This is a genomic window from Prodigiosinella confusarubida (genome assembly GCF_002847015.1).
Lineage (GTDB): Bacteria > Pseudomonadota > Gammaproteobacteria > Enterobacterales > Enterobacteriaceae > Prodigiosinella > Prodigiosinella aquatilis.
Genome location: NZ_CP025085.1, coordinates 2,027,435 through 2,053,198, shown reverse-complemented (window position 1 = coordinate 2,053,198; position 25,764 = coordinate 2,027,435). Strand labels below are relative to the sequence as shown.

At 50.5% G+C, this 25,764-nt stretch carries 19 protein-coding genes and 1 riboswitch; of the genes, 13 read left to right on the top strand and 6 right to left on the bottom strand.

The genetic code is table 11. The features are described 5' to 3' along the window. Positions 1-63 precede the first annotated feature (63 nt). The gene (locus CWC46_RS09500; RefSeq protein ID WP_021016825.1) at positions 64-690 is read right to left on the bottom strand and encodes a TfoX/Sxy family DNA transformation protein; all 627 of its coding nucleotides are present in this window, start codon (positions 688-690) and stop codon (positions 64-66) included. 222 nt (positions 691-912) lie between these two features. Here CWC46_RS09500 and sulA point away from each other — a divergent pair, with 222 nt between their 5' ends. Further along, positions 913-1,407 (top strand): SOS-induced cell division inhibitor SulA, encoded by a 495-nt coding sequence (sulA, locus tag CWC46_RS09495; RefSeq protein WP_021016826.1) that lies wholly within the window; start codon positions 913-915, stop codon positions 1,405-1,407. A gap of 385 nt (positions 1,408-1,792) precedes the next feature. Beyond that, entirely contained in the window at positions 1,793-2,854 is a 1,062-nt protein-coding gene (gene ompA, locus CWC46_RS09490) for a porin OmpA (protein WP_021016827.1), read from the top strand. A 195-nt stretch (positions 2,855-3,049) separates the two neighbouring features. On the opposite strand, the gene CWC46_RS09485 is transcribed toward ompA, so the two are convergent. Beyond that, positions 3,050-4,018, bottom strand: coding sequence for an aldo/keto reductase (locus tag CWC46_RS09485; protein WP_021016828.1), 969 nt, complete (start codon positions 4,016-4,018; stop codon positions 3,050-3,052). Between the two features lie 266 nt (positions 4,019-4,284). Here CWC46_RS09485 and CWC46_RS09480 point away from each other — a divergent pair, with 266 nt between their 5' ends. The 9 genes from CWC46_RS09480 to trhP all read left to right on the top strand — a co-directional run bounded on the left by CWC46_RS09480 (position 4,285) and on the right by trhP (position 19,286). Beyond that, positions 4,285-5,469 carry a NupC/NupG family nucleoside CNT transporter gene (locus tag CWC46_RS09480; RefSeq protein ID WP_021016829.1) on the top strand — a complete coding sequence of 395 codons (1,185 nt, stop codon included), beginning with the start codon at positions 4,285-4,287 and terminating at the stop codon, positions 5,467-5,469. Between the two features lie 203 nt (positions 5,470-5,672). Continuing rightward, positions 5,673-6,935, top strand: a complete 1,263-nt coding sequence (locus tag CWC46_RS09475; protein ID WP_037381935.1) for an MdtA/MuxA family multidrug efflux RND transporter periplasmic adaptor subunit — start codon at positions 5,673-5,675, stop codon at positions 6,933-6,935. Continuing rightward, a complete protein-coding gene (locus CWC46_RS09470; RefSeq protein ID WP_021016831.1) occupies positions 6,935-10,054 on the top strand; it encodes an MdtB/MuxB family multidrug efflux RND transporter permease subunit in 3,120 nt (1,039 codons plus the stop codon). The genes CWC46_RS09475 and CWC46_RS09470 overlap by 1 nt, the downstream gene beginning before the upstream one ends. Beyond that, positions 10,051-13,131, top strand: a complete 3,081-nt coding sequence (gene mdtC / locus CWC46_RS09465; protein WP_021016832.1) for a multidrug efflux RND transporter permease subunit MdtC — start codon at positions 10,051-10,053, stop codon at positions 13,129-13,131. The genes CWC46_RS09470 and mdtC overlap by 4 nt, the downstream gene beginning before the upstream one ends. Before the next feature lie 46 nt (positions 13,132-13,177). Continuing rightward, positions 13,178-14,578, top strand: coding sequence for an MFS transporter (gene mdtD / locus CWC46_RS09460; protein WP_021016833.1), 1,401 nt, complete (start codon positions 13,178-13,180; stop codon positions 14,576-14,578). 10 nt (positions 14,579-14,588) lie between these two features. Beyond that, a complete protein-coding gene (gene baeS, locus CWC46_RS09455; RefSeq protein ID WP_021016834.1) occupies positions 14,589-15,950 on the top strand; it encodes an envelope stress sensor histidine kinase BaeS in 1,362 nt (453 codons plus the stop codon). Positions 15,951-15,957: 7 nt separating this feature from the next. Then, positions 15,958-16,683 carry an envelope stress response regulator BaeR gene (gene baeR, locus CWC46_RS09450; RefSeq protein WP_021016835.1) on the top strand — a complete coding sequence of 242 codons (726 nt, stop codon included), beginning with the start codon at positions 15,958-15,960 and terminating at the stop codon, positions 16,681-16,683. A gap of 135 nt (positions 16,684-16,818) precedes the next feature. Next, entirely contained in the window at positions 16,819-17,760 is a 942-nt protein-coding gene (locus tag CWC46_RS09445; protein ID WP_021016836.1) for a glutathione S-transferase family protein, read from the top strand. Between the two features lie 164 nt (positions 17,761-17,924). Then, positions 17,925-19,286: a prephenate-dependent tRNA uridine(34) hydroxylase TrhP gene (gene trhP / locus CWC46_RS09440; RefSeq protein ID WP_021016837.1), complete on the top strand. Its 1,362-nt coding sequence runs from the start codon at positions 17,925-17,927 to the stop codon at positions 19,284-19,286. A gap of 288 nt (positions 19,287-19,574) precedes the next feature. Here the strand turns inward: trhP and psiE are convergent, their stop codons facing one another. The 4 genes from psiE to CWC46_RS09420 all read right to left on the bottom strand — a co-directional run bounded on the left by psiE (position 19,575) and on the right by CWC46_RS09420 (position 22,487). Next, positions 19,575-19,982, bottom strand: coding sequence for a phosphate-starvation-inducible protein PsiE (psiE, locus tag CWC46_RS09435; RefSeq protein WP_021016838.1), 408 nt, complete (start codon positions 19,980-19,982; stop codon positions 19,575-19,577). A gap of 190 nt (positions 19,983-20,172) precedes the next feature. Then, complete coding sequence (gene thiD, locus CWC46_RS09430) at positions 20,173-20,976, bottom strand: bifunctional hydroxymethylpyrimidine kinase/phosphomethylpyrimidine kinase (protein ID WP_021016839.1); 804 nt, start codon at positions 20,974-20,976, stop codon at positions 20,173-20,175. Then, positions 20,973-21,767: a hydroxyethylthiazole kinase gene (thiM, locus tag CWC46_RS09425; protein WP_021016840.1), complete on the bottom strand. Its 795-nt coding sequence runs from the start codon at positions 21,765-21,767 to the stop codon at positions 20,973-20,975. Before thiM ends, thiD begins: the two co-directional genes overlap by 4 nt. A 36-nt stretch (positions 21,768-21,803) precedes the next feature. Beyond that, positions 21,804-21,906, bottom strand: a riboswitch (TPP riboswitch). Positions 21,907-22,040: 134 nt separating this feature from the next. Then, complete coding sequence (locus tag CWC46_RS09420) at positions 22,041-22,487, bottom strand: VOC family protein (protein ID WP_021016841.1); 447 nt, start codon at positions 22,485-22,487, stop codon at positions 22,041-22,043. A gap of 393 nt (positions 22,488-22,880) precedes the next feature. Here CWC46_RS09420 and CWC46_RS09415 point away from each other — a divergent pair, with 393 nt between their 5' ends. Continuing rightward, a complete protein-coding gene (locus CWC46_RS09415; RefSeq protein WP_084297652.1) occupies positions 22,881-24,647 on the top strand; it encodes an ABC transporter permease in 1,767 nt (588 codons plus the stop codon). Position 24,648: 1 nt separating this feature from the next. Continuing rightward, a complete protein-coding gene (locus CWC46_RS09410) occupies positions 24,649-25,728 on the top strand; it encodes an ABC transporter ATP-binding protein (RefSeq protein WP_021016843.1) in 1,080 nt (359 codons plus the stop codon). Positions 25,729-25,764 lie beyond the last annotated feature (36 nt).

Genomic DNA, 25,764 nt, shown 5'->3' with positions numbered 1-25,764 from the left:
AGGATACTGCTTGCCCAAGATGAGCAAGCAGTATTTATCTTGCTGAATTATCTTGATAAACCTTTAATGTTTATGCGGTTGGCTAATACTTGGAGTGTTATGTTCAAACCACTCTATCAACTCATTACGCATACCGTGAGGCAACGCGGCTAAATGAATTCCACAGATAGCCCCAGCCAGAGCCAGCAAGATATTGACGCTGAGATGTTGGCTCACTGTCCGGAGTTTAAGGTAACTCAATTTAGCACCAAGTTCCTGTAAATCCGCAATATTCTTGATACCCGCTTTCCATAATAGCCGTTCAAGATCATGATTGAGATTAGGCAAATCTTTTAAACGACAGCACTGACTCCTGGCTGTTTTATCCTGTCTGGCACCCTGTAGCGATCTCCGCGCCAACCCAAGCAATTTCTCATGATTACCCCAAAGTCTATCGTCTACCAGATAATAACTTAGCGGGACAGGCATGCCTCGTTTGGTATAGATAAGATTGGGCACATTGAGTGCCAGAAAATAGTCTTCAAGGTGTTTCGTCGCTCTAAGATAAAGCTCTCCCCCCGAGACCAACGCAAAAATAATCTGATCAGCGGCAATACTGTAGCCACCAAACTGAGAACGAGAGCTTATGTGTCCCAAAGGAGCAAAAACACATTTCGACTGTAAAATCCTTTTTTCGCATAGTTGTTTCATTACTTTACCCTTAGTAGTGAAAGATCTTCCCTGTTTGATTTAACGACTATGTAACAGGAATCATTAATTAAACACATGGAGGGCGGTAGCTTCAAATACAAAATAGAGTTGACTGAAATTGCATATGAATTATGCGAGGCGCTTTCAAAAAATTCGGGTTGATCTTTGTTTGCACAAAAGATACTGTACACCCATACAGTAACGCTGTGGGTAGAACACATTATGCGCACTCAATCCGTTAATTCTCGCAACTTCTGTCATTCCTCATTGCCAGGACATGAAGCACCGTCCAGCGCATCAAATGGCGGTATTATCAGTGAAATTGTCTACGCTCCGGATCAACCAGTGCTTGAACATCTTCTGATTCCTCTCTTACGGCAATTGGGAATGCAATCCCGCTGGTTACTATGGCTTTCTCCGCAGAAAAAAATCAGTCGTCACTGGTTACAACAAGCTGGGTTACCTCTGAATAAAACAATCCAGTTGCATCACCTCAGCCCAGTGAACACCGTTGATGCCATGGAAAAAGCACTGCTTACTGGGAATTACAGCGCCGTACTATGCTGGTTGTCAGAAGAATTAAGTAATGAGGAAAAGATACGATTGCAACGTGCTGCCCAGAGTGGAAACACCTATGGATTTATCATGCGTCCAGAGAATAAAACTATTGATAGACTCTTTTCTACGCTAAAGATTCACTCAAGATTATATCATTAAGCAAATTCAGAATTTTCTCAGCAGGAAAAACACTACTCAACGCGAATCCCCACGCTATGCTTGATGTTAAGAACTGATTGGTCGATTTTAAATATAATGACTTCGCCATATAAACAGCTACAATCAGCTATTATTTGTTAATAAGTATGTATAGACAGCTGGTATTTTTATGAGCTGCATCACATCATACTTGTAACTTTCACATCACGTTGTAGACTTTACTTCGCTGGAGTTGCTTTTCTGATAACGCCACTTAATGGGATAAAAAACCACTTAATTGGTTGTGAATAGAAAACATAAGGGCAATGGCTCCAACGAGGGATTCTAACCAAAGGTTATTAGCCTTTAGCGCTAGTAACCGATTTGGATGATAATGAGGCGTAAAATGAAAAAAACAGCTATCGCTATTGCAGTGGCACTGGCCGGCTTTGCTACAGTAGCACAAGCCGCACCTAACGATAATACATGGTATGTAGGTGGTAAACTGGGCTGGTCCCAGTATCACGATGCTGGTATGAATGGCAACGGTTATCAAACGACTAACGATGCGCAGAAAGATCAACTGGGCACGGGTATTTTTGCAGGTTATCAGGCTAACCCTTATTTAGGTTTTGAAATGGGTTACGACTGGTTGGGTCGTATGAAATATGTCGGTGCAAACCGTGGCAATTTCAAAGCTCAAGGTATTCAGTTGGCAGCGAAGTTGAGCTATCCAATAATGAGTGATCTGGACGTCTACACTCGTCTTGGGGGTTTTGTATGGCGTGCTGATAGCAGCGATGACGCAACTGGCAACAGCGGTCATGATACCGGTGTTTCCCCATTGGCAGCTATCGGTGTTGAGTACGCAATAACCAAAAACTGGGCAACCCGTTTGGATTATCAATGGATTAACAACATCGGTGACGCGTCCACTGTTGGCGGACGTCCTGATAACAGTATGTTAAGTGTCGGTGTTTCTTATCGCTTTGGTCAGGACACTGCCGCAGCTCCGACTCCAGCTCCCGCTGTTGAGCCAGCTCCGGCACCTGTTGTTAACACCAAACATTTCACACTGAAATCCGATGTTCTGTTCACCTTCGACAAAGCAGTGCTGAAACCGGAAGGCCAGCGTTCTCTTGATCAGTTGTACTCTCAACTGAGTTCAATGGATCCTAAAGATGGTTCTGTTGCTGTTCTGGGCTTCACTGACCGTCTGGGTTCTGAAAAGTATAATCAGGCCTTGTCTACCAAACGTGCACAGAGTGTTGTTGACTATCTGGTTTCCAAAGGGATCCCGTCTAACAAGATTTCTGCCCGCGGTCTTGGTGAATCCGACCCGGTTACCGGTTCTACCTGTAATAACGTGAAAGGACGTGCCGCGTTGATTAGCTGCCTGGCGCCGGATCGTCGCGTAGAAATCGTAGTTAAAGGTATTAAAGACGTTGTAACTCAGCCTCAGGCTTAAGTTGCACAACACAACTCAGCGCATGCACATTGATAAACCTTTGCGTATGACGTATTGAGTCACAGAAAACAGTCCCGGTTCGTTCCGGGGCTGTTTTTTTATGGTTGAGATCCAACACAGTGACGACCTTCCCATGACTTGAAATACCGTTCAGGTCAGAAGGCAAAAAGCAGAATTTCACATCAGAGTCGATAATCAACAATAAGCGCTAGCTTTATTCAAAGCATCAATGTCTTCTGCTATCAGTTTTAGTCTGGTGGCATCGGCCAATTCTTGTACTTGCTGCACCGATGTCGCACTGACAATGGGAGCAGTTATCCCTGGTCGGGCAATCAACCAGGCCAACGCAACCTGAGTTGGTGTAGTTTGATGAGCATCAGCGATAGCATCCAGTTTGGACAGAATCCCCATGCCCCGGTCATTGAGATAATGCTCGACAACGCTCTGCCCACGCTTACTTTTTACCACATCTTCCGGTGAACGATACTTGCCAGACAAAAATCCACTAGCCAACGAATAATAGCCAATAACACCCAGTCCATGCTCTTTTACCAGTGGCTCCAGCGTGGTTTCATAATGTTGGCGATCGTAAAGATTATATTCCGGTTGCAGGGTTTCATAACGCGCCAGATGATTTTCCTTACTGACACGAAGTGCCTGCTGTAATCTGTTTGCTTCATAGTTTGAAGCCCCGATAGCTCGTACCTTTCCTTCCTTAATCAGAGCATCAAAGGTGGACAGTGTTTCCTCAAGAGGCGTTTCGTTGTCATCGTCATGAGACTGATAGAGATCGATATAATCTGTCTGCAATCGATGTAATGAATCCTCAACCGCCTGGCGAATATAGTGCGCTGATAACCCCTTTTTACCTTCGCCCATATCTTTGCCCACTTTGGTAGCAATAATCACCTGATCTCGTTTACCGGTCTTTTTGAGCCAGTTACCTATAATGGTTTCTGACTCTCCCCCTTTATTACCCGGAGCCCAGATCGAATAAACGTCAGCAGTGTCAATAAAATTAAGTTTTTGATCCAACAAAGCATCAAGTATGCTGAACGACACGGATTGATCGATAGTCCACCCAAAAACATTGCCACCAAATGTTAATAACGGAACCCGAATTCCTGACTGTCCAAGCTCACGTAATGATTCTGACGCCGGCATAAATCATCTCCTTTTATTAAAAAACCACACCACTTCTCGCACTACACGGAAGAATCCATAGCATGCGTCATTTGCCTCTTGCATATCAATCGAACCGTACTCTCCGTGAGAGTGATCTACAAAGACGTAAATGCTATGAGACCCGGGCTTCAGTTTAGGTTCTTTTCGAATATATAATTCGCATTCTGCGCGTTTAATCTTATTTTTAGCGCATGCGTTACATAAAATGATAACCGAAATCGGTCTGCATCATACTTGGAGCAAAAATGTCTCACATTGCGCAATTCGTTTTAGCATTAATTGTTATTGCTGGCTTATCACTGCTGGTTTGCCGCGACCGCAAAAGCATTCGCATCAGATTTATTATTCAATTACTGATAATTGAAATATTGTTAGCCTATTTTTTCCTCTACTCCAATGTAGGGTTGGGATTTGTAAAAGGCTTTGCAGAGCTGTTTGATAAACTGCTCAGTTATGCAGCCCAAGGCACCAATTTTGTCTTTGGCAATATGAGTGATAAAGGTCTGGCCTTCTTCTTTCTGAAAGTGCTCTGCCCAATCGTCTTTATCTCCGCCTTAATTGGTATTCTTCAATATATCAAGCTATTACCATTGATTATTCGTCTGATTGGTACCGTGCTTTCCAAGATTAATGGCATGGGAAAACTGGAGTCGTTTAACGCCGTCAGTTCCCTGATTCTGGGGCAGTCAGAGAACTTCATTGCCTATAAGGATATTCTGGGCAAGATGTCGGAAAAACGCATGTACACCATGGCAGCCACCGCGATGTCGACGGTTTCCATGTCGATTGTTGGTGCCTATATGTCCATGCTCGATGCCAAGTATGTGGTCACCGCACTGGTGTTGAACATGTTCAGTACCTTCATCGTACTGTCATTGATCAATCCCTATCGCGTCGGTGAAGAACCAGAGCTTCATCTCGGCAATCTGCATGAAGGGCAGAGTTTCTTCGAAATGCTGGGGGAATACATTCTGGCCGGTTTCAAAGTGGCGATCATTGTTGCAGCGATGCTGATTGGTTTTATTGCCTTGATTACCGCAATAAACGCCCTGTTCAGCGCGATTTTTGGACTGAGTTTTCAAGAGATTCTGGGGTATTTCTTCTATCCGTTTGCCTGGATAATGGGTATTCCCAAAGCAGAAGCGTTACAGGTTGGCGGCATCATGGCAACCAAACTGGTTTCCAATGAATTTGTCGCCATGATGGAACTGCAAAAGGTTTCCAGCCAGTTATCCCCACGCAGCGTGGGCATTCTCTCTGTTTTTCTGGTGTCTTTTGCCAATTTTTCTTCTATTGGTATTGTGGCGGGGGCGATTAAAGGCCTGAATGAAGAGCAGGGAAATGTCGTTTCCCGTTTTGGTTTGAAGCTGGTTTATGGTTCGACACTGGTCAGTTTGCTTTCTGCTTCCATTGCCGGCCTGGTTTTATGACTCGTCGTTAATCTCAGTGGGACCTTTGTGGAGAATCTCTGATTGTATGTGAATAATCAGAGATTTTCTTTCTCTACAATCTCTGACATATCTTCCATATTTCCTTCATTTTTATCCTCTGATAACTGTTTAAACTAGTACCCTATGCGCATGCTTCTATGTAGTTACGCCAGTTCGTGTTTTATGGGGATCTCAACTCTTATATGAACGCCAAACGTGCCTTTCGCTTATTGACTCTGCTTGTTGTCGTTACTGCTGCTTTTTTTATCTGGCGTTATTTCCATCAACCACAAACTACAACAGCGCCGCCGACCGCCGCGACAAATGGAATAAACGCAACGCCTTCATCATCCAGCGGTAAGAGTGGTGGCGGACGGCGCCGACAAATGCCGCTACCCCCGGTTCAGGTCGCGCTCTCCCAGAAAGATTCCGTACCCTACTATCTTTCTGGATTGGGCACAGTTACTGCCGCCAATACCGTGACCGTGCGCAGCCGGGTTAGCGGGCAGCTAATAGCACTGAATTTTAAGGAAGGGCAACAAGTAAAAGCCGGCGATCTGCTGGCTGAAGTTGATCCCAGGCCTTTTCAGGTAGAGCTGATTCAAGCGCAGGGGCAGTTAGCCAAAGATCAGTCTATTGCAGCCAATGCACGGCGGGATTTGGCACGTTATCAGCAGTTGGTGAAAACCAATCTTATCTCCCGTCAACAGCTCGATACGCAGGAAGCGGAGGTCAGGCAGTATGAGGCAACAGTCAAATCCGATCTGGGATCGGTCGCAAGTTCCCAGTTACAGTTGGACTATAGCCGTACTACCGCGCCTATCAGCGGTCGGGTTGGTTTAAAACAGATCGATGTCGGAAACTATGTCACCAGCAGTGATACCAATGGCATTGTCGTATTAACGCAAACGCAACCAATTGATGTGGTATTTACTCTGCCGGAAGGGGATATCCCCACCATACAGACCGCACAGAAGTCCGGACCGGTACTGGTAGAAGCCTGGAATCGCACTAATCAGCAGAAACTATCGCAAGGGTATTTGCTCAGCATGGATAACCAGATTGATAGCACTACCGGCACGATTAAGTTGAAAGCGCGTTTTGCGAACAACGATGACGCGCTGTTTCCCAACCAGTTTGTCAACATCCGGATGAAAGTGGATACCTTGCAAAACGTGGTTATTGCGCCATCGGCAGCCATCCAGATGGGCAATGAAGGCAGTTTTGTATGGGTGTTGAATGATAAAAACCAAGCCAGCAAACATCTGATCACCACAGGCATACAGTATGGTCAGCAAACTGTAGTGAAAACCGGCCTGAATGCGGGTGTTCGGGTGGTTACCGATGGTATCGACCGCCTGACAGAAGGCGCACATGTTGAAGTGCTGTCGTCTTCTGACGTCAAACAAAACACCACCGCTGCTTCTGACGACAAACATCCGGCTAAAAGCGCGGAGAAATCTTGATGCAAGACACCACACCAATAAAGGGTGGTGGCCCATCACGGTTATTTATTCTGCGGCCAGTTGCTACCACGCTATTGATGATTTCTATTTTACTGGCAGGAGTTATTGGCTACCGGGCCTTGCCGGTATCCGCCTTGCCGGAAGTGGACTATCCCACCATACAGGTTGTCACACTCTATCCAGGCGCCAGCCCGGACGTAATGACCTCATCGGTCACTGCGCCACTGGAACACCAGTTCGGCACCATGTCCGGGCTGAAACAGATGTCCAGCCAAAGCTCCGGCGGCGCCTCAGTCATCACACTCCAGTTCCAGTTGGCACTCTCGCTGGATGTCGCCGAGCAAGATGTCCAGGCTGCCATCAACGCCGCCAGCAATCTACTGCCGTCTGATCTGCCCTATCCACCCATCTACAGCAAGGTGAATCCGGCCGATCCGCCGATCATGACATTAGCCGTCACATCCAGCGCCATGCCGATGACGCAGGTGCAGGATATGGTTGAGACCCGTCTCGCCCAGAAAATCTCTCAGGTTGAAGGCGTCGGTCTGGTTTCGCTGGCAGGCGGTCAGCGCCCCTCCGTGCGGATAAAACTGAATCCCGGCGCATTGACAGCCTATGGGCTGACCGGCGAGTCAATACGTACCGCCATCACGGCAGCCAACGTTAATTCTCCCAAGGGGAGTTTTGATGGTCCCGCCCGGGCGGTAACACTTTCCGCCAACGATCAAATGCACTCGATTGAGGACTATCGACAACTGATCGTGTCCTTTAAAAATGGGGCGCCAGTTCGTTTACAGGATGTCGCCACCGTGGAACGGGCCGCTGAAAACACCCATCTTGCGGCGTGGGCAAACCAGCAGCAGGCCATTATTCTCAATGTTCAACGTCAGCCCGGCGCCAACGTCATCGCCGCAGCGGATCACATCCGCAATTTATTGCCGGCGTTGAAAGCCAGCCTGCCCAAGTCAGTGAATATCACGCTATTGACTGATCGCACCACCAATATTCGGGCTTCTGTCGACGATGTGCAGTTTGAGCTATTGCTGGCTATCGCGTTGGTAGTGATGGTGATTTATCTGTTCTTGCGCAACGCTGTCGCTACGCTGATCCCCAGTATTGCGGTTCCCTTGTCATTGGTTGGCACGTTTGCCGTCATGTATTTCCTGGGTTTTTCCATCAATAATCTGACACTGATGGCGCTCACCATTGCCACTGGTTTCGTGGTAGACGATGCGATTGTGGTGATTGAAAACATCTCACGCTATATCGAAAAAGGAGAAACCCCGCTTAATGCCGCCCTGAAAGGTGCTGGTGAGATTGGTTTTACCATTATTTCACTCACCTTCTCACTGATTGCCGTCCTCATTCCATTGTTATTTATGGGTGATATCATCGGGCGGCTGTTCCGCGAGTTTGCCGTTACGCTGGCCGTATCGATCCTCATCTCCGCTATTGTTTCGCTGACATTGACGCCCATGATGTGCGCGCGAATGCTCACCCCTCAGTCATTGCACCATCAGAACTGGCTTACTCAGGCCAGCGAGCGCTTTTTTAACCGTATTATCGCGGCTTATGGCCGCGCATTGACCAAAGTGCTCAATCATCCCTGGCTGATGCTAAGTGTGGCACTGAGTACGCTGGGGTTAACCATCGGGCTCTATCTAATCATTCCCAAAGGTTTCTTCCCGATACAGGACAACGGCATTATTCAAGGCACCGTGCAAGCCGCTCAGTCCATTTCCTTCAGCAACATGGCTCAGAAGCAACAACAAGTGACCGCCATCATCATGAAGGATCCGGCTGTACAGAGCATTTCTTCCTTTGTTGGTGTTGACGGTACTAACCCGACGCTGAACAGCGGACGGCTGCAAATCAACCTGAAACCACTCAGTGAACGTCATGACCGTATTCCGGCCATTATCGCCCGACTACAACAGCAAACAGCACAGCTTCCCGGCGTACAGTTGTACCTACAGCCAGTGCAAGATCTGACTATCGATACCCAGATCAGTCGGACACAATATCAGTTCACGTTGCAAGCCATGTCTCAGGAAGAACTGAGTACCTGGGTTCCGGCCTTAATGGGTGAGCTACAGAAGCTGCCGCAATTGAAAGATGTGAGCAGCGACTGGCAAGACCATGCTGCTGTCGCCTATGTCAATGTCAATCGTGACAGTGCCAGCCGTCTGGGTATCACCATGTCACAGATTGATAACGCCTTGTATGATGCATTCGGCCAACGCCTGATTTCCACTATCTACACGCAATCCAATCAGTACCGGGTCGTTTTGGAGAACAAGACCGCCAATACCGGACTGAATGCCTTGCACGATATCCGGTTTATCAGCACTGACGGCGACAGCATTCCTCTGGATACATTTGCCAGCATTGAAGAACGTCAGGGACCGTTGGCGATTAATCACATCGACCAATTTCCGTCCACTACCATTTCCTTCAATTTAGCTAATGGCTATGCCTTGGGTGATGCGGTGAAAGCCATCACGCAGACACAACAGCAGATGCATTTGCCCAGCACCATCACCACCCGTTTTCAGGGCAGCACACTGGCATTTCAATCTGCCTTGACCAGCACTGTGTGGCTGATCGTCGCGGCAGTGGTGGCGATGTATATTGTGCTTGGTGTGTTGTATGAAAGTTTCATCCACCCGGTGACCATTCTGTCCACCTTGCCAACAGCCGGTGTCGGTGCGCTGTTGGCACTGATGATGTCTGGCAGCGATCTGGATATCATCGCCATCATCGGTATTATTCTGCTCATTGGGATTGTGAAGAAAAACGCGATCATGATGATCGACTTCGCACTGGCGGCCGAACGTGAACAAGGGATGTCGCCTTATCAGGCCATTTATCAGGCCTGTCTGCTACGTTTCCGTCCTATTCTGATGACGACAATGGCGGCACTACTGAGTGCGCTACCATTAATGATGAGCACCGGTGTCGGTGCCGAGCTGCGGCATCCACTCGGCATTTGCATGGTGGGTGGGCTGCTTATGAGTCAAGTGCTAACACTATTTACCACCCCGGTAATCTATCTGCTGTTTGACCGTTTGGCTCACCGCTTCCGCCGGCCTCAGCTTCAGGAGGAGGAAGCACAGTGAAGTTTTTTGCGCTGTTCATCCACCGTCCCGTAGCGACAACCCTGCTGGCATTGGCTATTACACTCTGCGGCATCATGGGCTTCCGGCTGCTGCCGGTTTCTCCCTTGCCGCAGGTTGATTTTCCGGTGATTTCAGTCTCTGCATCCCTGCCGGGAGCATCGCCAGAAACCATGGCTTCTTCGGTAGCGACGCCACTGGAACACGCACTGGGCGCCATTTCTGGTCTCAATGAAATGACATCCATGAGCTCTCTGGGTAACACGCGCATTATTTTGCAATTTAATCTGAACCGCGATATCAATGGCGCGGCGCGCGATGTGCAAGCCGCTATTAATGCGGCGCAGAGCCTGCTCCCCAGCAGTCTTCCCAGCCGTCCGACGTATCGTAAGGTTAACCCCTCGGACGCGCCAATCATGATCCTGACGTTAACATCGGAAACCTATGGTCTGGGTCAGCTCTATGACTTTGCCTCGACACAGTTGGCGCAGCGTATTTCTCAGTTGGACGGGGTTGGCGATGTGACTATCGGCGGTAGCTCACTGCCTGCCGTGCGGGTCGCGCTCAATCCACTGGCGCTGTTTAACCAGGGCATCTCGCTGGATGACGTCAGGCTGGCCATTAGTCAGGCGAATGTACGCCGACCGTTGGGGAATGTTGATAATACCGTACAGAACTGGCAGATCAAAACCAATGATGAGCTGAAAACAGCGGCAGCATACCGGCCATTGATTATTCATTATCACAACGGTTCCCCCGTTCGACTCAGCGATGTCGCCACGGTTAAGGACTCGGTCCAAAACACCCTGAATGCCGGGATGACCAACGGGAAACCCGCTATTCTGGTGATCATCCGCCGGTCGCCTGCCGCCAATATCATTGCCACCGTCGACAGCATCCGCGCAGCATTGCCGGAATTTCAGGCCAGCCTGCCGGCGGCAATTTCTCTCAAGATTGCGCAGGATCGTTCCCCGACCATCCGTGCGTCTCTGTCGGAAGTCGAGCGTTCATTGGTGATTGCGGTTTTACTGGTGATTCTGGTGGTCTACCTGTTCCTGCGCTCTGGTCGCGCGACGCTGATCCCGGCGATCGCCGTGCCGGTATCGTTGATAGGAACGTTTGCGGCCATGTATCTGTGTGGTTTCAGTCTGAATAACCTTTCGCTGATGGCGTTGACCATCGCCACCGGGTTTGTGGTGGATGACGCGATTGTGGTGCTGGAAAATATTTCCCGCCATATTGAAGCGGGAATGAAGCCCCTGGAGGCCTCGCTGCAAGGGGTACGTGAAGTCGGTTTCACCGTGGTGTCCATGAGTTGCTCCCTGATTGCCGTGTTCATTCCCCTCTTACTGATGGATGGATTGCCAGGTCGGCTATTCCGGGAGTTTGCCGTCACGCTTTCCGTGGCTATCCTCATTTCGTTACTGGTTTCTGTGACGCTGACACCAATGATGTGTGCACACTGGTTGCATTCTCATCGTCGCCACAGTCAGCCACGCAAACAAGGATTCAGCCGATTACTACTGGCGCTGCAACAAGGCTATGGCCGATCGCTGATGTGGGTACTGCGCCATACTCGCTGGATCATGCTGATATTGTTGGCGACCATTAGTCTCAGCGTCTGGCTGTATATCAGTATTCCGAAAACCTTTTTCCCCGAGCAGGATACTGGCCGGATAATGGGATTCGTGCAGGCCGATCAAAGCATTTCGTTTCAGGCCATGAAAACCAAATTACAGGATTTCATGGCCATTATCAGGTCTGATCCGGCCGTGGATAACGTTACCGGCTTTACCGGTGGAACGCGAACCAACGGTGGTTATATGTTTATCAGCCTGAAACCCTTGTCCCAGCGTAATGCCAGTGCCCAGCAGGTCATTGCCAGATTGCGGGTAAAACTCGCCAAAGAACCGGGTGCGAGCCTGTTCCTGTCCGCTGTACAGGATGTGCGTATCGGTGGCCGTGAGGCCAATGCCAGCTATCAGTATTCACTGCTCTCCGACAACTTAAACGCATTGCGAACCTGGGAACCTAAAATTCGCGCCGCATTCAGTAAACTGCCACAACTCGCGGACGTCAGTTCTGATCAGCAGGATAAAGGCGCAGAAATGGCGCTGGTTTATGACCGGGACACCATGGCGCGTCTGGGCATCAGTGTTTCCAGTGCTAACGCGCTACTGAACAATGCGTTTGGCCAGCGTCAGATATCAACCATTTATCAGCCGATGAATCAGTACAAGGTGGTACTGACCGTTGATCCTGCCTATACACAGGATGTCAGCACACTGAAAAAAATGTTCATCATCAACGATGCAGGCAAACCTATCCCATTGTCCTACTTCGCGCACTGGCAACCGGCCAATACACCGCTGGCGGTCAATCATCAGGGACTGTCTGCCGCAGCAACCATCGCCTTTAACTTGCCGGAAGGCGCTACGCTATCCGAAGCCACTACCGCCATTGAACATACGATGGTATCGCTAGGCGTCCCTTCCAGCATACGCGGGCAGTTTGCCGGCACAGCGCTGGCCTTCCAGCAATCCCAACATTCACAGGTTGTGTTGATCATCGCAGCAATTGTCACGGTGTATATTGTGCTGGGGATTTTGTACGAAAATTATGTACATCCACTGACCATCCTCTCAACCCTACCTTCAGCCGGGGTTGGGGCACTGCTGGCCCTGGAAGCATTCAACAAGCCCTTCAGCCTGATTGCCTTGATAGGCATCATGCTGCTGATTGGTATTGTGAAGAAAAATGCCATCATGATGGTGGACTTCGCCCTGGTGGCGCAACGATCGGGTAATCTCAGCGCCAAAGATGCCATCTTTCAGGCTTGTATGCTCCGTTTTCGCCCCATCATGATGACCACAATGGCGGCCCTGTTTGGTGCGCTGCCGCTGGTACTCAGCAGTGGCGATGGTTCGGAATTACGCCAGCCGCTGGGGATAACTATCGCAGGCGGTCTGGTAATGAGCCAATTGCTAACGCTTTATACCACACCGGTGGTGTACCTGTTTTTTGACCGATTGCATCTGCGTCGACGGAAAGCACCGGTAATCAGCACAGTATCCTCGTGATCGAAAACATGTTGTAACTGGATAATCTCAAGGAGTACCCCGAAAGATGATGAATCAGCCCGCGTCCGTCCGCTGGCAACTATGGATTGTGGCTTTCGGTTTTTTTATGCAAACGCTGGATACCACCATCGTTAACACCGCGCTGCCTTCTATGGCCGTCAGCCTGAATGAAAGCCCATTGCATATGCACTCGGTGATTGTGGCCTATGTACTGACTGTCGCAATTGTCTTACCGGCCAGTGGTTGGCTGGCCGATCGTATTGGCGTACGCAATATTTTCTTTTCAGCCATCATCCTTTTTACCTGCGGTTCGTTGTTATGCGCCCGTTCGGAAACCCTCAATGAGTTGCTGCTGTCACGAATGGTTCAAGGGATTGGCGGCGCCATGATGGTTCCCATCGGACGCCTAACCGTCATGAAAATAGTGCCGCGCGATCAATACATGGCAGCCATGACGTTCGTGACATTGCCGGGGCAAATCGGTCCGCTGATGGGGCCGACATTAGGCGGCATACTGGTGGAATACGCCAGTTGGCACTGGATTTTTCTGATCAATCTACCGATAGGCATTATCGGCGCTATTGCCACGCTGATGCTGATGCCCAATTACACTATGCAGACCCGACGTTTCGACATACACGGTTTTCTCTGTCTTGTCATTGGGATGGCCACACTGACGCTGGCACTGGACGGACAGAAAAGCCTGGATATGTCATCCTTACTACTAATCGGTCTGGTGATCACCGGCAGTCTGTCTCTATTTGGTTATTGGCTGCACGCGCGGAACAATAAGCATGCCTTGTTCACACTGCAACTATTTCAGACCAACAGCTTTACCATCGGTCTACTGGGCGGTTGGGTAGCCCGTATCGGTAGTGGTATGTTGCCTTTCATGACGCCAGTGTTTTTACAACTGGGGCTGGGATACTCTCCGTTCCATGCAGGATTGATGATGATTCCGATGGTGCTCGGTAATATGGGCATAAAACGGCTGGTGGTGAACATCGTCAATCGTTTTGGTTATCGCACCATACTGATCTCATCTACACTGTCACTGGCACTGGCCACTTTTCTGTTCGCCCTGGTCGCCTTGATGAACTGGCGTTGGCTAATGCCTCTGGTGCTGTTTATCGTGGGGATGACCAACGGTATTCGTTTCTCCACCATGAATACCCTGACACTGAAAGACTTGCCGGATGAACTCGCCAGCAGCGGTAATAGTTTGCTTTCAATGTCAATGCAACTATCCACCAGTATAGGCGTCAGCATAGCTGGCCTGTTGCTGGGCGTCTTTGCCCATCAGCATCTGGTACCGGGAGCGCCGGAAAACCATATTGTTTTTCTTTATACCTATCTGAGCATGATGGCCGTCATGGTTCTTCCGACGTTGATTTTCAGCCAGGCGCCGGGCGACAACATCAAGCAGGCTACACTGCCGCGCCGTTAGTGAGGTCATCATGAAATTCGGTATCACCGTAAAACTCTTTCTGGCCATTTTCGCCACCTGCATGCTGGTGGTGATCACTATGCACTTGGGTATACGCCTCAGCTTCGAGCACGGGTTTATCGACTACATTAAAAATGAAAACGAACAACGAGTATTACAGCTGCGGGAAACGCTGGAAGACCAATATCAGCAATATGGCAATTGGGATTTCTTGCGTAACAGAGACCGGGGAATGTTCAGAATGAGACGGCCCATGGTGCAAAACGGAGAGGAAAGCCTGCAAAGCTGGCATACCCGATTATGGGTGTTTGACCAGCAGAAAAACAAACTGATTGGTTCACCGATGACACCGCCTGAAGACAGCCAATGGCAACCACTCACCATTAAAAATCAAACTATTGGCTGGATTGTGGCAGCACCGCTGGAGAGGCTGACACGTAACGCCGATATCAGTTTTGATCATCAACAACAGCGTACCAGCTGGCTTATCGTCGGCTTGTCCACCTTATTGGCAATCATCGTCACCTGGTTGATGTCTCGGGGTTTACTAGCCCCAGTGAAACGCCTGGTCAATGGTATTCATCGGTTGGCTGCGGGTAATTTCAGCGCCCGTGTCATGGTCACCAGTCGTGATGAACTTGGCATGCTGGCGCAGGACTTCAACCATCTCGCCGTCGCGCTGGAAAAAAACGAGCAGTCACGCCGGGACTTTATGGCCGATGTGTCCCATGAATTGCGAACGCCGCTAGCCATCCTGCAAGGTGAACTGGAAGCGTTGCAAGATGGCATCCGTCAACCCAGCGCTGATTCATTCCGTTCATTGCAGGCGGAAGTCGCAGTACTGACCAAACTGGTGGATGATGTACACCAATTGTCACTCTCCGATCTGGGGACGTTGTCCTACCGTAAAAAACCGATCGATATGGTGAAATTACTTCAGGTATCAGTCGCGTCCTTTGCCGATCGGCTACAGCATAAACAGATAACGCTGGTGACACATTTCCCAGCTGAAGCCTGGATATTTGGTGACCCACATCGGCTGAGTCAGCTATTTAATAACTTATTGGAAAATAGTCTGCGCTACACCGATAATGACGGCCAACTCCACGTGGACGCGGAAATCACCCGGGAACAGTTGCTGATTCGTTGGCAAGACAGCAGCCCCGGCGTCACCGATGAACAGCTATCACTCATTTTTGAACGATTTTACCGAGCCGACAGTTCCCGTAACCGTGCCAGTGGTGGTTCAGGCCTTGGTCTGGCTATCTGCTCCAATATCGTTGAGGCCCATGGCGGACACCTGTATGCTGAACATTCGCCACTGGGAGGCCTGCTAATGACTATTAAGCTTCCTTTACACGCAGCCATGTAGAAACACTATGACAACCACCGAGTTTTCAAGTACCGAAACGCTGCCTGTCTTGATCGTTGAAGACGAGCCCAAGCTGGGACAATTGCTGGTCGATTACCTTCAGGCCGCGGGTTACCAAACACACTGGCTCATCAATGGTAATGACGTACAACCCTGGGTAAAACAGCATCCTGCCTCGCTGATACTGCTTGATCTGATGCTGCCCGGCTGTGACGGTTTGAGCATTTGCCGCGACATTCGGCAATTTTCCAATATCCCGATTATTATGGTCACCGCCCGAACGGAGGAGATAGACCGCCTGCTGGGACTGGAGATCGGCGCAGATGACTACATCTGCAAACCGTTCAGCCCACGAGAAGTGGTCGTGCGGGTCAAAACACTGCTGCGCCGTTGCCGCTGGCAAAACGAACCGCTTCCAGAAGGAGAGAAGCCTCACTTACTGATTGATAAGCGCCGCCATCAGGCCAGTTATCTCGGACGCCATCTGGATCTCACCCCGGCGGAGTTCCGTCTGCTGGAGACGCTCTCTGCCGAACCGGGTAAAGTGTTCTCCCGCGAACAGTTGCTGGATAACCTTTATGATGACTACCGGGTGGTAACTGACCGGACCATTGACAGCCACATCAAAAATCTACGGCGTAAGCTGGAACAACTCGATCAGGAAACCTCTTTCATTCGCACGGTATACGGCATCGGTTATCGCTGGGAAGCCGCCATCGGCCAGGAAACGTAATATCAGCGACATGCGCCAGTTTCCCTTTATGCTGTCAAATAAATTGCCCAATTCATTTAAAAATTTACGATTTTATCTTTCTCCACAGCGGTTAGCATTGCCACATCGGCAATAACAATCGAAATGGGGAAAATCATGTCAGGTTTAGTCAATGGTCAGTGGGTTAATGGTGAGATCGCGGCAGAAGAGATCAAAAATGGCGCGTTCCATCGCCAGACAACGACATTTCGGGAAACTGACATCACCCCACAAGCAGGACGCTATCAATTGTTTGTTTCCTATCTTTGCCCGTGGGCATCCCGCACCCTGATTTTTCGTAAGCTGAAAGCGCTGGAATCAGTGATTAGCCTCTCCATCGCCGAACCCCGTATTGGTGAGCAAGGCTGGGAATTCAATACGCCACAAGATGTCGGAGAGCGGATAGCCCCCATCCATTATCTGCATCAACTGTATACCGCCAGTGATGCGCATTACACCGGCAAGGTTTCCGTGCCTGTATTATGGGATCGTCAGGAAGGACGCATCGTCAATAATGAATCAGCCGACATTATTCGTATCCTGAACAGCGCCTTTGATGGATTGACCGGCAACACACTGGATTTTTATCCTCCGGCGTTGCGAGAAGACATTGATACCTGGAATGCGCTGATTTACGACAACATCAATAACGGCGTCTATAAAACCGGCTTTGCCAAAACACAGCACCACTACGATCAAGCCGTGGTGGCGCTGTTTGACACGCTGGATAAGGTGGAAACCCAGTTGGCGACGCATCACTATATTACTGGCGATACACTGACCGAAGCTGATTGGCGATTATTCGTGACGTTGGTACGGTTTGATACCGCCTACCATGGCGCGTTCAAATGTAACATTCGCCGGCTTGAAGACTACCCGCATTTGTCAAACTATCTGCGCGAACTGTATCAGTGGCCGGGTGTCAGCGACACCGTCAATCTTGAGCATATCAAAATTGGGTATTACAGCATTCTGTGGCTTAATCCCACCGGGATAGTGCCACAGGGGCCACACATTGATCTTGAACGCCCCCACAACCGTGCCGGAGTGGGTCGTTAAGCTGCCGTTTCCACGATCCCCCCTGCATGGCGTGGATTTATCCGCTTGTCAGCAGACTTTCTGTGTGCCATCTGCTGATTTTTTACCGCATAAGCGTTAGAATCGCCGCCTTTACTGCTCCCGTCCGGGGGCAGCCTGACTTGTGATCAGACTTGAGAGACATCATGTTTAAACCGGAATTACTTTCTCCGGCCGGTACGCTGAAAAACATGCGTTACGCCTTTGCTTACGGCGCAGATGCTATTTATGCCGGTCAACCCCGTTACAGCCTGCGTGTTCGTAATAACGAATTCAATCATCAGACGTTGGCCGAGGCGATCAATGAAGCCCACCTGCTGGGTAAAAAATTCTATGTAGTGGTGAACATCGCCCCTCACAACGCCAAGATCAAAACCTTTCTGCGGGATTTGCAGCCAGTAATTGAAATGAACCCGGATGCGCTGATCATGTCTGATCCGGGACTTATCATGATGGTACGGGAAAACTTCCCACACATGCCGATTCATCTTTCCGTACAGGCCAATGCGGTAAACTGGGCGACGGTGAAATTCTGGCAGCAGATGGGACTTAGCCGCGTGATTTTGTCTCGTGAACTATCGCTGGAAGAAATTGCTGAAATACGTACCCAGGTTCCAGACATGGAGCTGGAAATTTTCGTCCATGGCGCGCTTTGCATGGCTTATTCCGGACGTTGCCTGCTTTCCGGTTATATCAACAAACGCGATCCGAATCAGGGAACCTGTACCAATGCCTGCCGTTGGGAATACAAAGTACAGGAAGGCAAAGAGGACGATGCCGGTAATATCGTGCATATCCACCAACCGATCGCTGTAACCAATGTGGAGCCGACGTTGGGCATTGGTGCGCCAACCGATAAAGTCTTCATGTTGGAAGAGAGCCAACGCCCTGGTGAATACATGAGTGCTTTTGAAGACGAACATGGTACTTACATCATGAATTCCCGCGATTTACGTGCGATTCAGCATGTGGAGCGCTTAACCCAGATGCAGGTTCACTCCCTGAAAATCGAAGGGCGAACCAAATCCTTCTACTACTGCGCTCGCACCGCACAAGTCTACCGCCGCGCCATTGATGACGCTGTTGCCGGAAAACCCTTTGATCCCACCCTTCTGCAAACCTTGGAAGGGCTGGCGCACCGCGGTTACACCGAAGGTTTCCTTCGTCGCCATGTCCATGAGGATTATCAGAACTACGATTATGGTTACTCGGTCTCGGACCAACAGCAGTTCGTTGGTGAATTCACGAATGAACGCCGTAACGGGCTGGCTGAAGTGGCGGTGAAAAATAAGTTTACCTGCGGTGACAGTGTGGAAATGATGACGCCGGGCGGCAATATACAATTTACCGTGGAAGCGATGCAGAATGCCAAAGGTCAGGCTATTGATGTCGCACCCGGTAATGGTCATATCGTTTATCTGCCTGTACCGGAAGATATCTCGCTGGAATATGCTCTGTTGCTGCGCAATCTGCCGGGAACAACCACCCGCAACCCGCATGCGAAATAACAAACATTAAGTGTAAACAGCATGACTTTTAACATTTATTAGAATCAGATCACATCAATTGGCCTGACGACTGGTTATTATTGCGGCGCTGAGAAAATACAGAACGAAAAATAAGCGTAGTAAATACTACTAGGAACCACCTCCTTGGCCAGCTCAATCTCCCTTGAGCTGGCTTTTCTTTTTCGACTTATCGCCACATCTACGTTTCAGCGCTGACCATGACAACCGCATTCGACCACACCGACCTACCGGATTTTCATCGATAGAAATCGAAAGCGCATTCTTCAACTACTCACGCTTCAAACGTTGGCTGTTAGCCAGATAAAGGGCTACCACCAATATCAGAATCGACGCGGCATAAACCAGGGTATAGGAGGGATTGTCATGATCGACAATAATCAAGCGCACAATAGCGGTGATACCGATATAAAGAAAATAACGTAGCGGGAAATGGTATCCCGACTGAAAATACTTCACGATCAACGCAATAAATTCAAAATACAGGAAATAGACCACCAAACTGTCAATCAGCATGTAGGAAGAGTCTTTCTCATTGCTGATCATTAACGCTGTCGCCAAATGGAGAGTTTCCTTACCGAGGAACACCACCAGAATAACAGCCAATAGCAACAATCCCACGCTGAGTATCACCTGCAATCCTCGTGCAATCATCACCACGCGTGTTGAACCCACCATTCATCTACTCCTTACCCAAACTGCGCCAAATAATATGGACGATTATTGTCTGCCTACCGCAGCTTAAATTGTTGGCACATCAGTGTAACGATAATTTGACACAGATCACAAAAATATTGGGGGGCCATCAACACCGTCTAGATCTTTTTTTATTATCTATCTGATTTTATTATGCCTTACATACCATAGGCTACCACCAGCGGTGGAAATGGTGTACCGGACCAATTCCCTTCCCGACCTCCAGTGAATCCGCCTGCTCCAGCGCTCCTTGCAGATAGGCTTTGGCTGCCATGACGGTGGCAGGCCAGTCGTTATAACGCGGACGTAGCGCCGCCAATGCTGCCGACAAGGTACAGCCAGTACCGTGAGTATGACGGGTATGGATACGGGGCGCGGTGAAACGTACCGGCTCGCTTTGTACCGAGAATAACCAGTCCGGACTCTCCTCATCACTCAGGTGCCCCCCCTTCATCAGCACCGCCTGACACCCCAGCGCTAACAGTGCTTCCCCTTGCTGACGCATCTCCTGCTCATTGGCTGCGGGAGAACACGCCAGCAAGGCCGCCGCTTCCGGTAAATTGGGAGTGATCAGTGAAACCTGTGGTAATAACATCTGCCGAATGGCGTCGACCGCGTCAGCCGCCAGTAATGGATCACCGCTTTTCGCCAGCATTACCGTATCCAGCACCACATACGGCACGACATAGCGCCGCAAACGCTCGGCCACCACCTCGACAATATCAGTCTGAGCCAGCATACCTATTTTGGCGCTATCAATACGTACATCGCTCAATACAGAATCCAGCTGAGCTGCGACAAAATCAGGCTCAATCCGGTAAACCGACTGCACACCGCACGTATTCTGTGCCACCAGTGCGGTGATCACACTGGTGCCGTAAGCTTCCAGTGCGGAGAACGTTTTCAAATCGGCCTGAATACCGGCACCACCGCTGGGATCCGTACCGGCGATGGTCAGTGCGTTGATGCGTCTCATACCAGATCCTCCGCACGCAGGTGATATAAGTGGTCAAGAAACGCCGGGATAAAACTTCCCGGCCCTTGTACCTGTACTGATGCTCGTCCTCCAGCCAGTGCCATCACATGACACGCCGTCGCCACATGCGGCAAACGGTCGCCGGCCAGCGCACAAAAGGCCGCAACCACCGCAGATAGCGCACAACCGGTTCCTACAACCCGTGTCATTATTTTATCCCCGCCGGGAATAGCCCAGTCACGATCACCATCCGTCACGTAATCCACTTCGCCCGTCACCGCGACAACGGTAGCAATGCGACGCGCCAGTTCACGCGCGGCAGGCAATGCCGTTAACGAATCGTTGGCGCTGTCCACACCGCGCCCCTGAATGTTTAGCCCGGATAACGCCATGATTTCGGAAGCATTTCCCCGAATGGCGGCCGGTTTGAGTTGCAGTAGTTCACGGGCAAATTCAGTACGAAAAGTCAGCCTGCCAACCGCCACCGGATCGAACACCCACGGTGTTCCAGCCTGATTGGCACTGTTCACCGCGGCCAGCATAGCATCCGCGCGATCGCGCTCCAGTGTACCTACATTGATGAGCAACGCATCGGCCACCGCACTGAATTGCGCCGCTTCGCCGGGATCGACCACCATCGCGGGCGAGGCGCCCAGCGCCAATAAGACGTTGGCTGTAAAACTTTGTACTACATCATTGGTCAGGCAGTGGACTAACGGCGCCAGATGGCGGAATTGAGTCAGGGAATCTGCGGCAACAGCGGCAGGCAACAGCACAGGTCGAGCGTTCATAAATCTCCCAACCAGCATATCAAGAAGGCGGTAACCGATGAGATACCGTGACTTCCCTACGCTGGCATTATCCAGATCAGGTTATACGGGTAAATTCTCAGCCACCGCAATTAATGCAAAGGCACCCCGAGTCAGCAACGTATTATTGAAAGTGAAAAGATAAAGGTCAATAGCTGTCTACACCACCGGCTATAACACCAAAATCCTTATAAATCAAAAAATAACAATCATAATTATTTTTTATCATTGCCAGTGGTGCTAGATGTTATAGCGTTAAATCTGGCATTGTGCCGGGAAATCATCAAACGGACGGCATACCCGTCGGCCATCGTCGGTCCGATGGTATACCGCTTCTACGTTGTACCCGTCCGGATCACGGACAAACGCGGCGTAATAGTTGGGATGATACTGGGTACGCAGACCGGGCTGGCCATTGTCGACGCCACCCGCCGCTATCGCCGCGGCAAAAAAGGCATCTACATGTTCCTGGGACGCAACGCTGAAGGCGAAATGCACTCGTGGGCGAGTGAGAACCTCACCGTGGAAAATCCAGAATTCACCACCAGGATCAGATGAACAACCGTACCCCGTCAGCACACCGAAGCTGACGGCAAATTTCATATTCTTGACCAGCTCATACCCTAATGGCCGCAGCGCCTGTCCATAAAACCGCCGACTACGGCCCAGATCCGATACCGGAATACTCAAATGATCCAGCATGCTTCCCCCCTGACGACGCAATCCAATGATTTTCCCTCACTCACTACAAATAACAGCAGGTTGGGCGGAATAACCAACATAGCCGCGTTCCCAACGGGAAAATATGATCCAGATCTATAAGATAACGCTTAGTTATTCAGTAAAAGTGACTTTTTATTAACTGCGTCCTGTCATGATCAACCCGAGATTGGCTCAGGATCGGGTGTTGCCGTCGTGGGATATAGAGTCTATTTCAGCATGCAAAAAATAATGCACATAGGTGCAAAACAGTCACTGAATCGTCATAAAGCCTCTATATAGTCCTTTCTGTCTGAAACCAGAAAAGGGATAAGCCAAGTGATACCTGAAGCGGTTAACCATGTAGAACCTTCATGGTGGTGCAAGTTACGGCACATGCTTGCAATCGCTCGCCACGAGCCGGCTAATTTAATTGGTGTCGGGCTGATATTGCTGTTCGCCTGGATTATTCTGGCGCCGGTATTGTCCATTTTGTTCGACGCTGTCGTGGTACAAAACGGTGATAGCGTACGCGTACATGCTACCGAAGGCGCTTTTACCTATTACTATCTGCTGCGCACCCTGGCGTCGCGGATGTCTGACCTGCTACTCTGGACACCGCTGATCAATACCCTCTCGGTGGCGATAAGTGGCGTATCAGGTGCGCTGATCATCGGCGTAACCTTAGCCTGGCTGGTCAACCGTACCGATATGGCCGGTCGGAAGTGGTTCGCCACCGCGCTGATTGTGCCATTCATGTTGCCATCCTGGACCTTTGCCCTGGCCTGGACCACGATCTTTAAAAACCACACGGTGGGCGGTCAGCCTGGCTGGCTGGAAGTGATCGGCATTCATACGCCGAACTGGCTGGCTTATGGCTATTTCCCGATTGTAGTGATTATGATGATCCACTATTCGCCGCTGGTTATCCTGATTGTGGGTAACGCGCTAAAGCGAATGGACGTTCAGTTAGAAGATTGCGCGCGAGTCCTCGGCGCGTCGCGCAAGGTCATCGCGTTGCGTATTATTGCCCCCTTGGTTCGTCCGGCCCTGTTGTCAGCTGCGCTGCTGATCTTTGCCGACTGTATTGGCGAGTTCGCCATTCCCTATATTCTCGGTTTACCGGTACATTTTGAGACGCTGTCCACCGGTTTGTACCGCGCACTGGGATCGCGCCAGAATGGTGTTGCCGCAGTGATCGCCGCGGTCATTATGCTGATGGGCATGATCACCTTGCTGCTGGATATGCGGATGTTGCGTGAAGCCAGACGTTTTGTGACGGTGGGAGGCAAAAGTGGAATGGATCGCCGTCGCCATCTCGGCCGGTGGGGTTTCGCCGCTTTCGGCATAGCCCTCACATTTGTGCTGTTGGGTGTTGCCATTCCGCTCCTCACCCTGTTTTTTTCCACCATCATGAAATTACCCGGACGCTTTACCGCCGATAACTTCACCTTTGATTTCTGGATTGGCCATAACCTGGATACGGTCGCCCTGCATAACGGAATTCTGCTCACGCCTGATTTCTGGCACGCGGTATGGAATACCGTCATTATTGTCGGTTCCGCATCACTTGCCGCCGGCGTATTGGGCCTGTTGGTTGGCTATGCGGTAATGCGCTGCTCCATCCGCTGGGTCGGGGGATTTTTACGTCAGATTACTTTCCTGCCCTATCTGGTTCCCGGCATTGCGTTTGCCGCGGCCTTCCTGTCTCTGTTTGCGGTTGCTCACGGGCCGATACCCGCCCTGTACGGTACGCCCATGCTGCTGGTCATTGCGCTCATCGCGGAGAAAATGCCATATGCCAGCCGCTCGGGTATCGCGGCGATGACACAACTGGGCAGAGAGCCGGAAGAAGCGGCTCGCGTCGCCGGCGCCGGTTGGTTTACCCGTATCGGGCGGATTGTGATCCCTATCCAGGCAGCGCCGCTGACAACCGGCATTCTGCTGCCGTTTATTTCTGGTATTAAGGGCGTCAGCCTGTTCATCATTCTGGCGATCCCCGCCACTGACGTCCTCACCACTTATTCCCTGCGTTTGATTGATTACAACTACCAGCAAGCGGCCAACGCTGTGGTGTTGATGATCGCGCTGATTTCATGGACCGGCACAATATTGATCCAGAAGATTTCTGGTACCGGTCTGGCTGAAGGTCTGGAGAATTGATATGCCTGCAATTACCTTAACTAACCTGATAAAAATCTACCCCGGTGGCCAGAAACCGGCGGTGGACAACCTCAGCCTGACGGTCAAAGACGGCGAGTTCATGTGTCTGCTTGGTCCATCCGGCTGCGGTAAAACGACCATTCTGCGCATGATTGCCGGCATTGAATCCGCCAGCGGCGGCGAAATTGCGATTGGCGATAAGGTGATGGATTCTGTTTCCCGGGGGACGTTTGTTCCACCGGAGCAGCGCCGCGTCGGCCTGGTCTTCCAGAGTTACGCCCTGTGGCCGCATATGACGGTTGCACAAAACGTTGATTTTGGACTGCGCTTACAGAAAGTATCGACCACAAAACGCATCGCCCGCTGCCAGGATGTTATGGAAAAGCTGCGCATCGCCGAATACGCCAGCCGCTACCCGACTCAGCTTTCAGGCGGTCAGCAACAGCGTGTCGCGCTGGCCCGCATGTTGGCGGTTAATCCCGGGGTACTGCTGCTCGACGAACCGTTATCCAATCTCGATGCCACCCTGCGTCTGGAGATGCGTGCCGAGTTACGACGCTTACACGAAACCTTTGCCACGACCATCGTCTTTGTCAGCCACGATCAATGGGAAGCGATGACTCTCGCCACCACCATCGCGGTCATGAGTGCCGGACATTTACAGCAGGTCGGGACGCCAGACGAGATTTACGCCAAACCCGCGAACCGCTTTGTCGCCGAGTTTATCGGCACGCCCAAACTGAACATGATCTCGCTCAATCAGCCATCCAGTACGCTGGCGAGCCACATTCAGCAGCGTTTTTCCCTACCGAACGAAATGCATGTCTGCGGCATTCGTCCCGAAGAAATCATGCTATCCGAACAGCCACAGACCGATAGCGTGCCAATGATCATCGACAACATCATGCCAACCGGCGGCAGTTGGGTGATTGAACTGGTAAGGGGCGGCGATCACCTGTTCCACTCCACACAACTGCGCCCACGTTGGCAGGCGAATCAGCAAGTGCACTGTCAGTTGCCTGCCGCCTCGCTACACTTTTTCAACCAGCAGGGGCAACGTCAGGAACACTTTGTAAGCTAACAACAGGCCAGCAAAAACGACCTATTGAAAACCGAA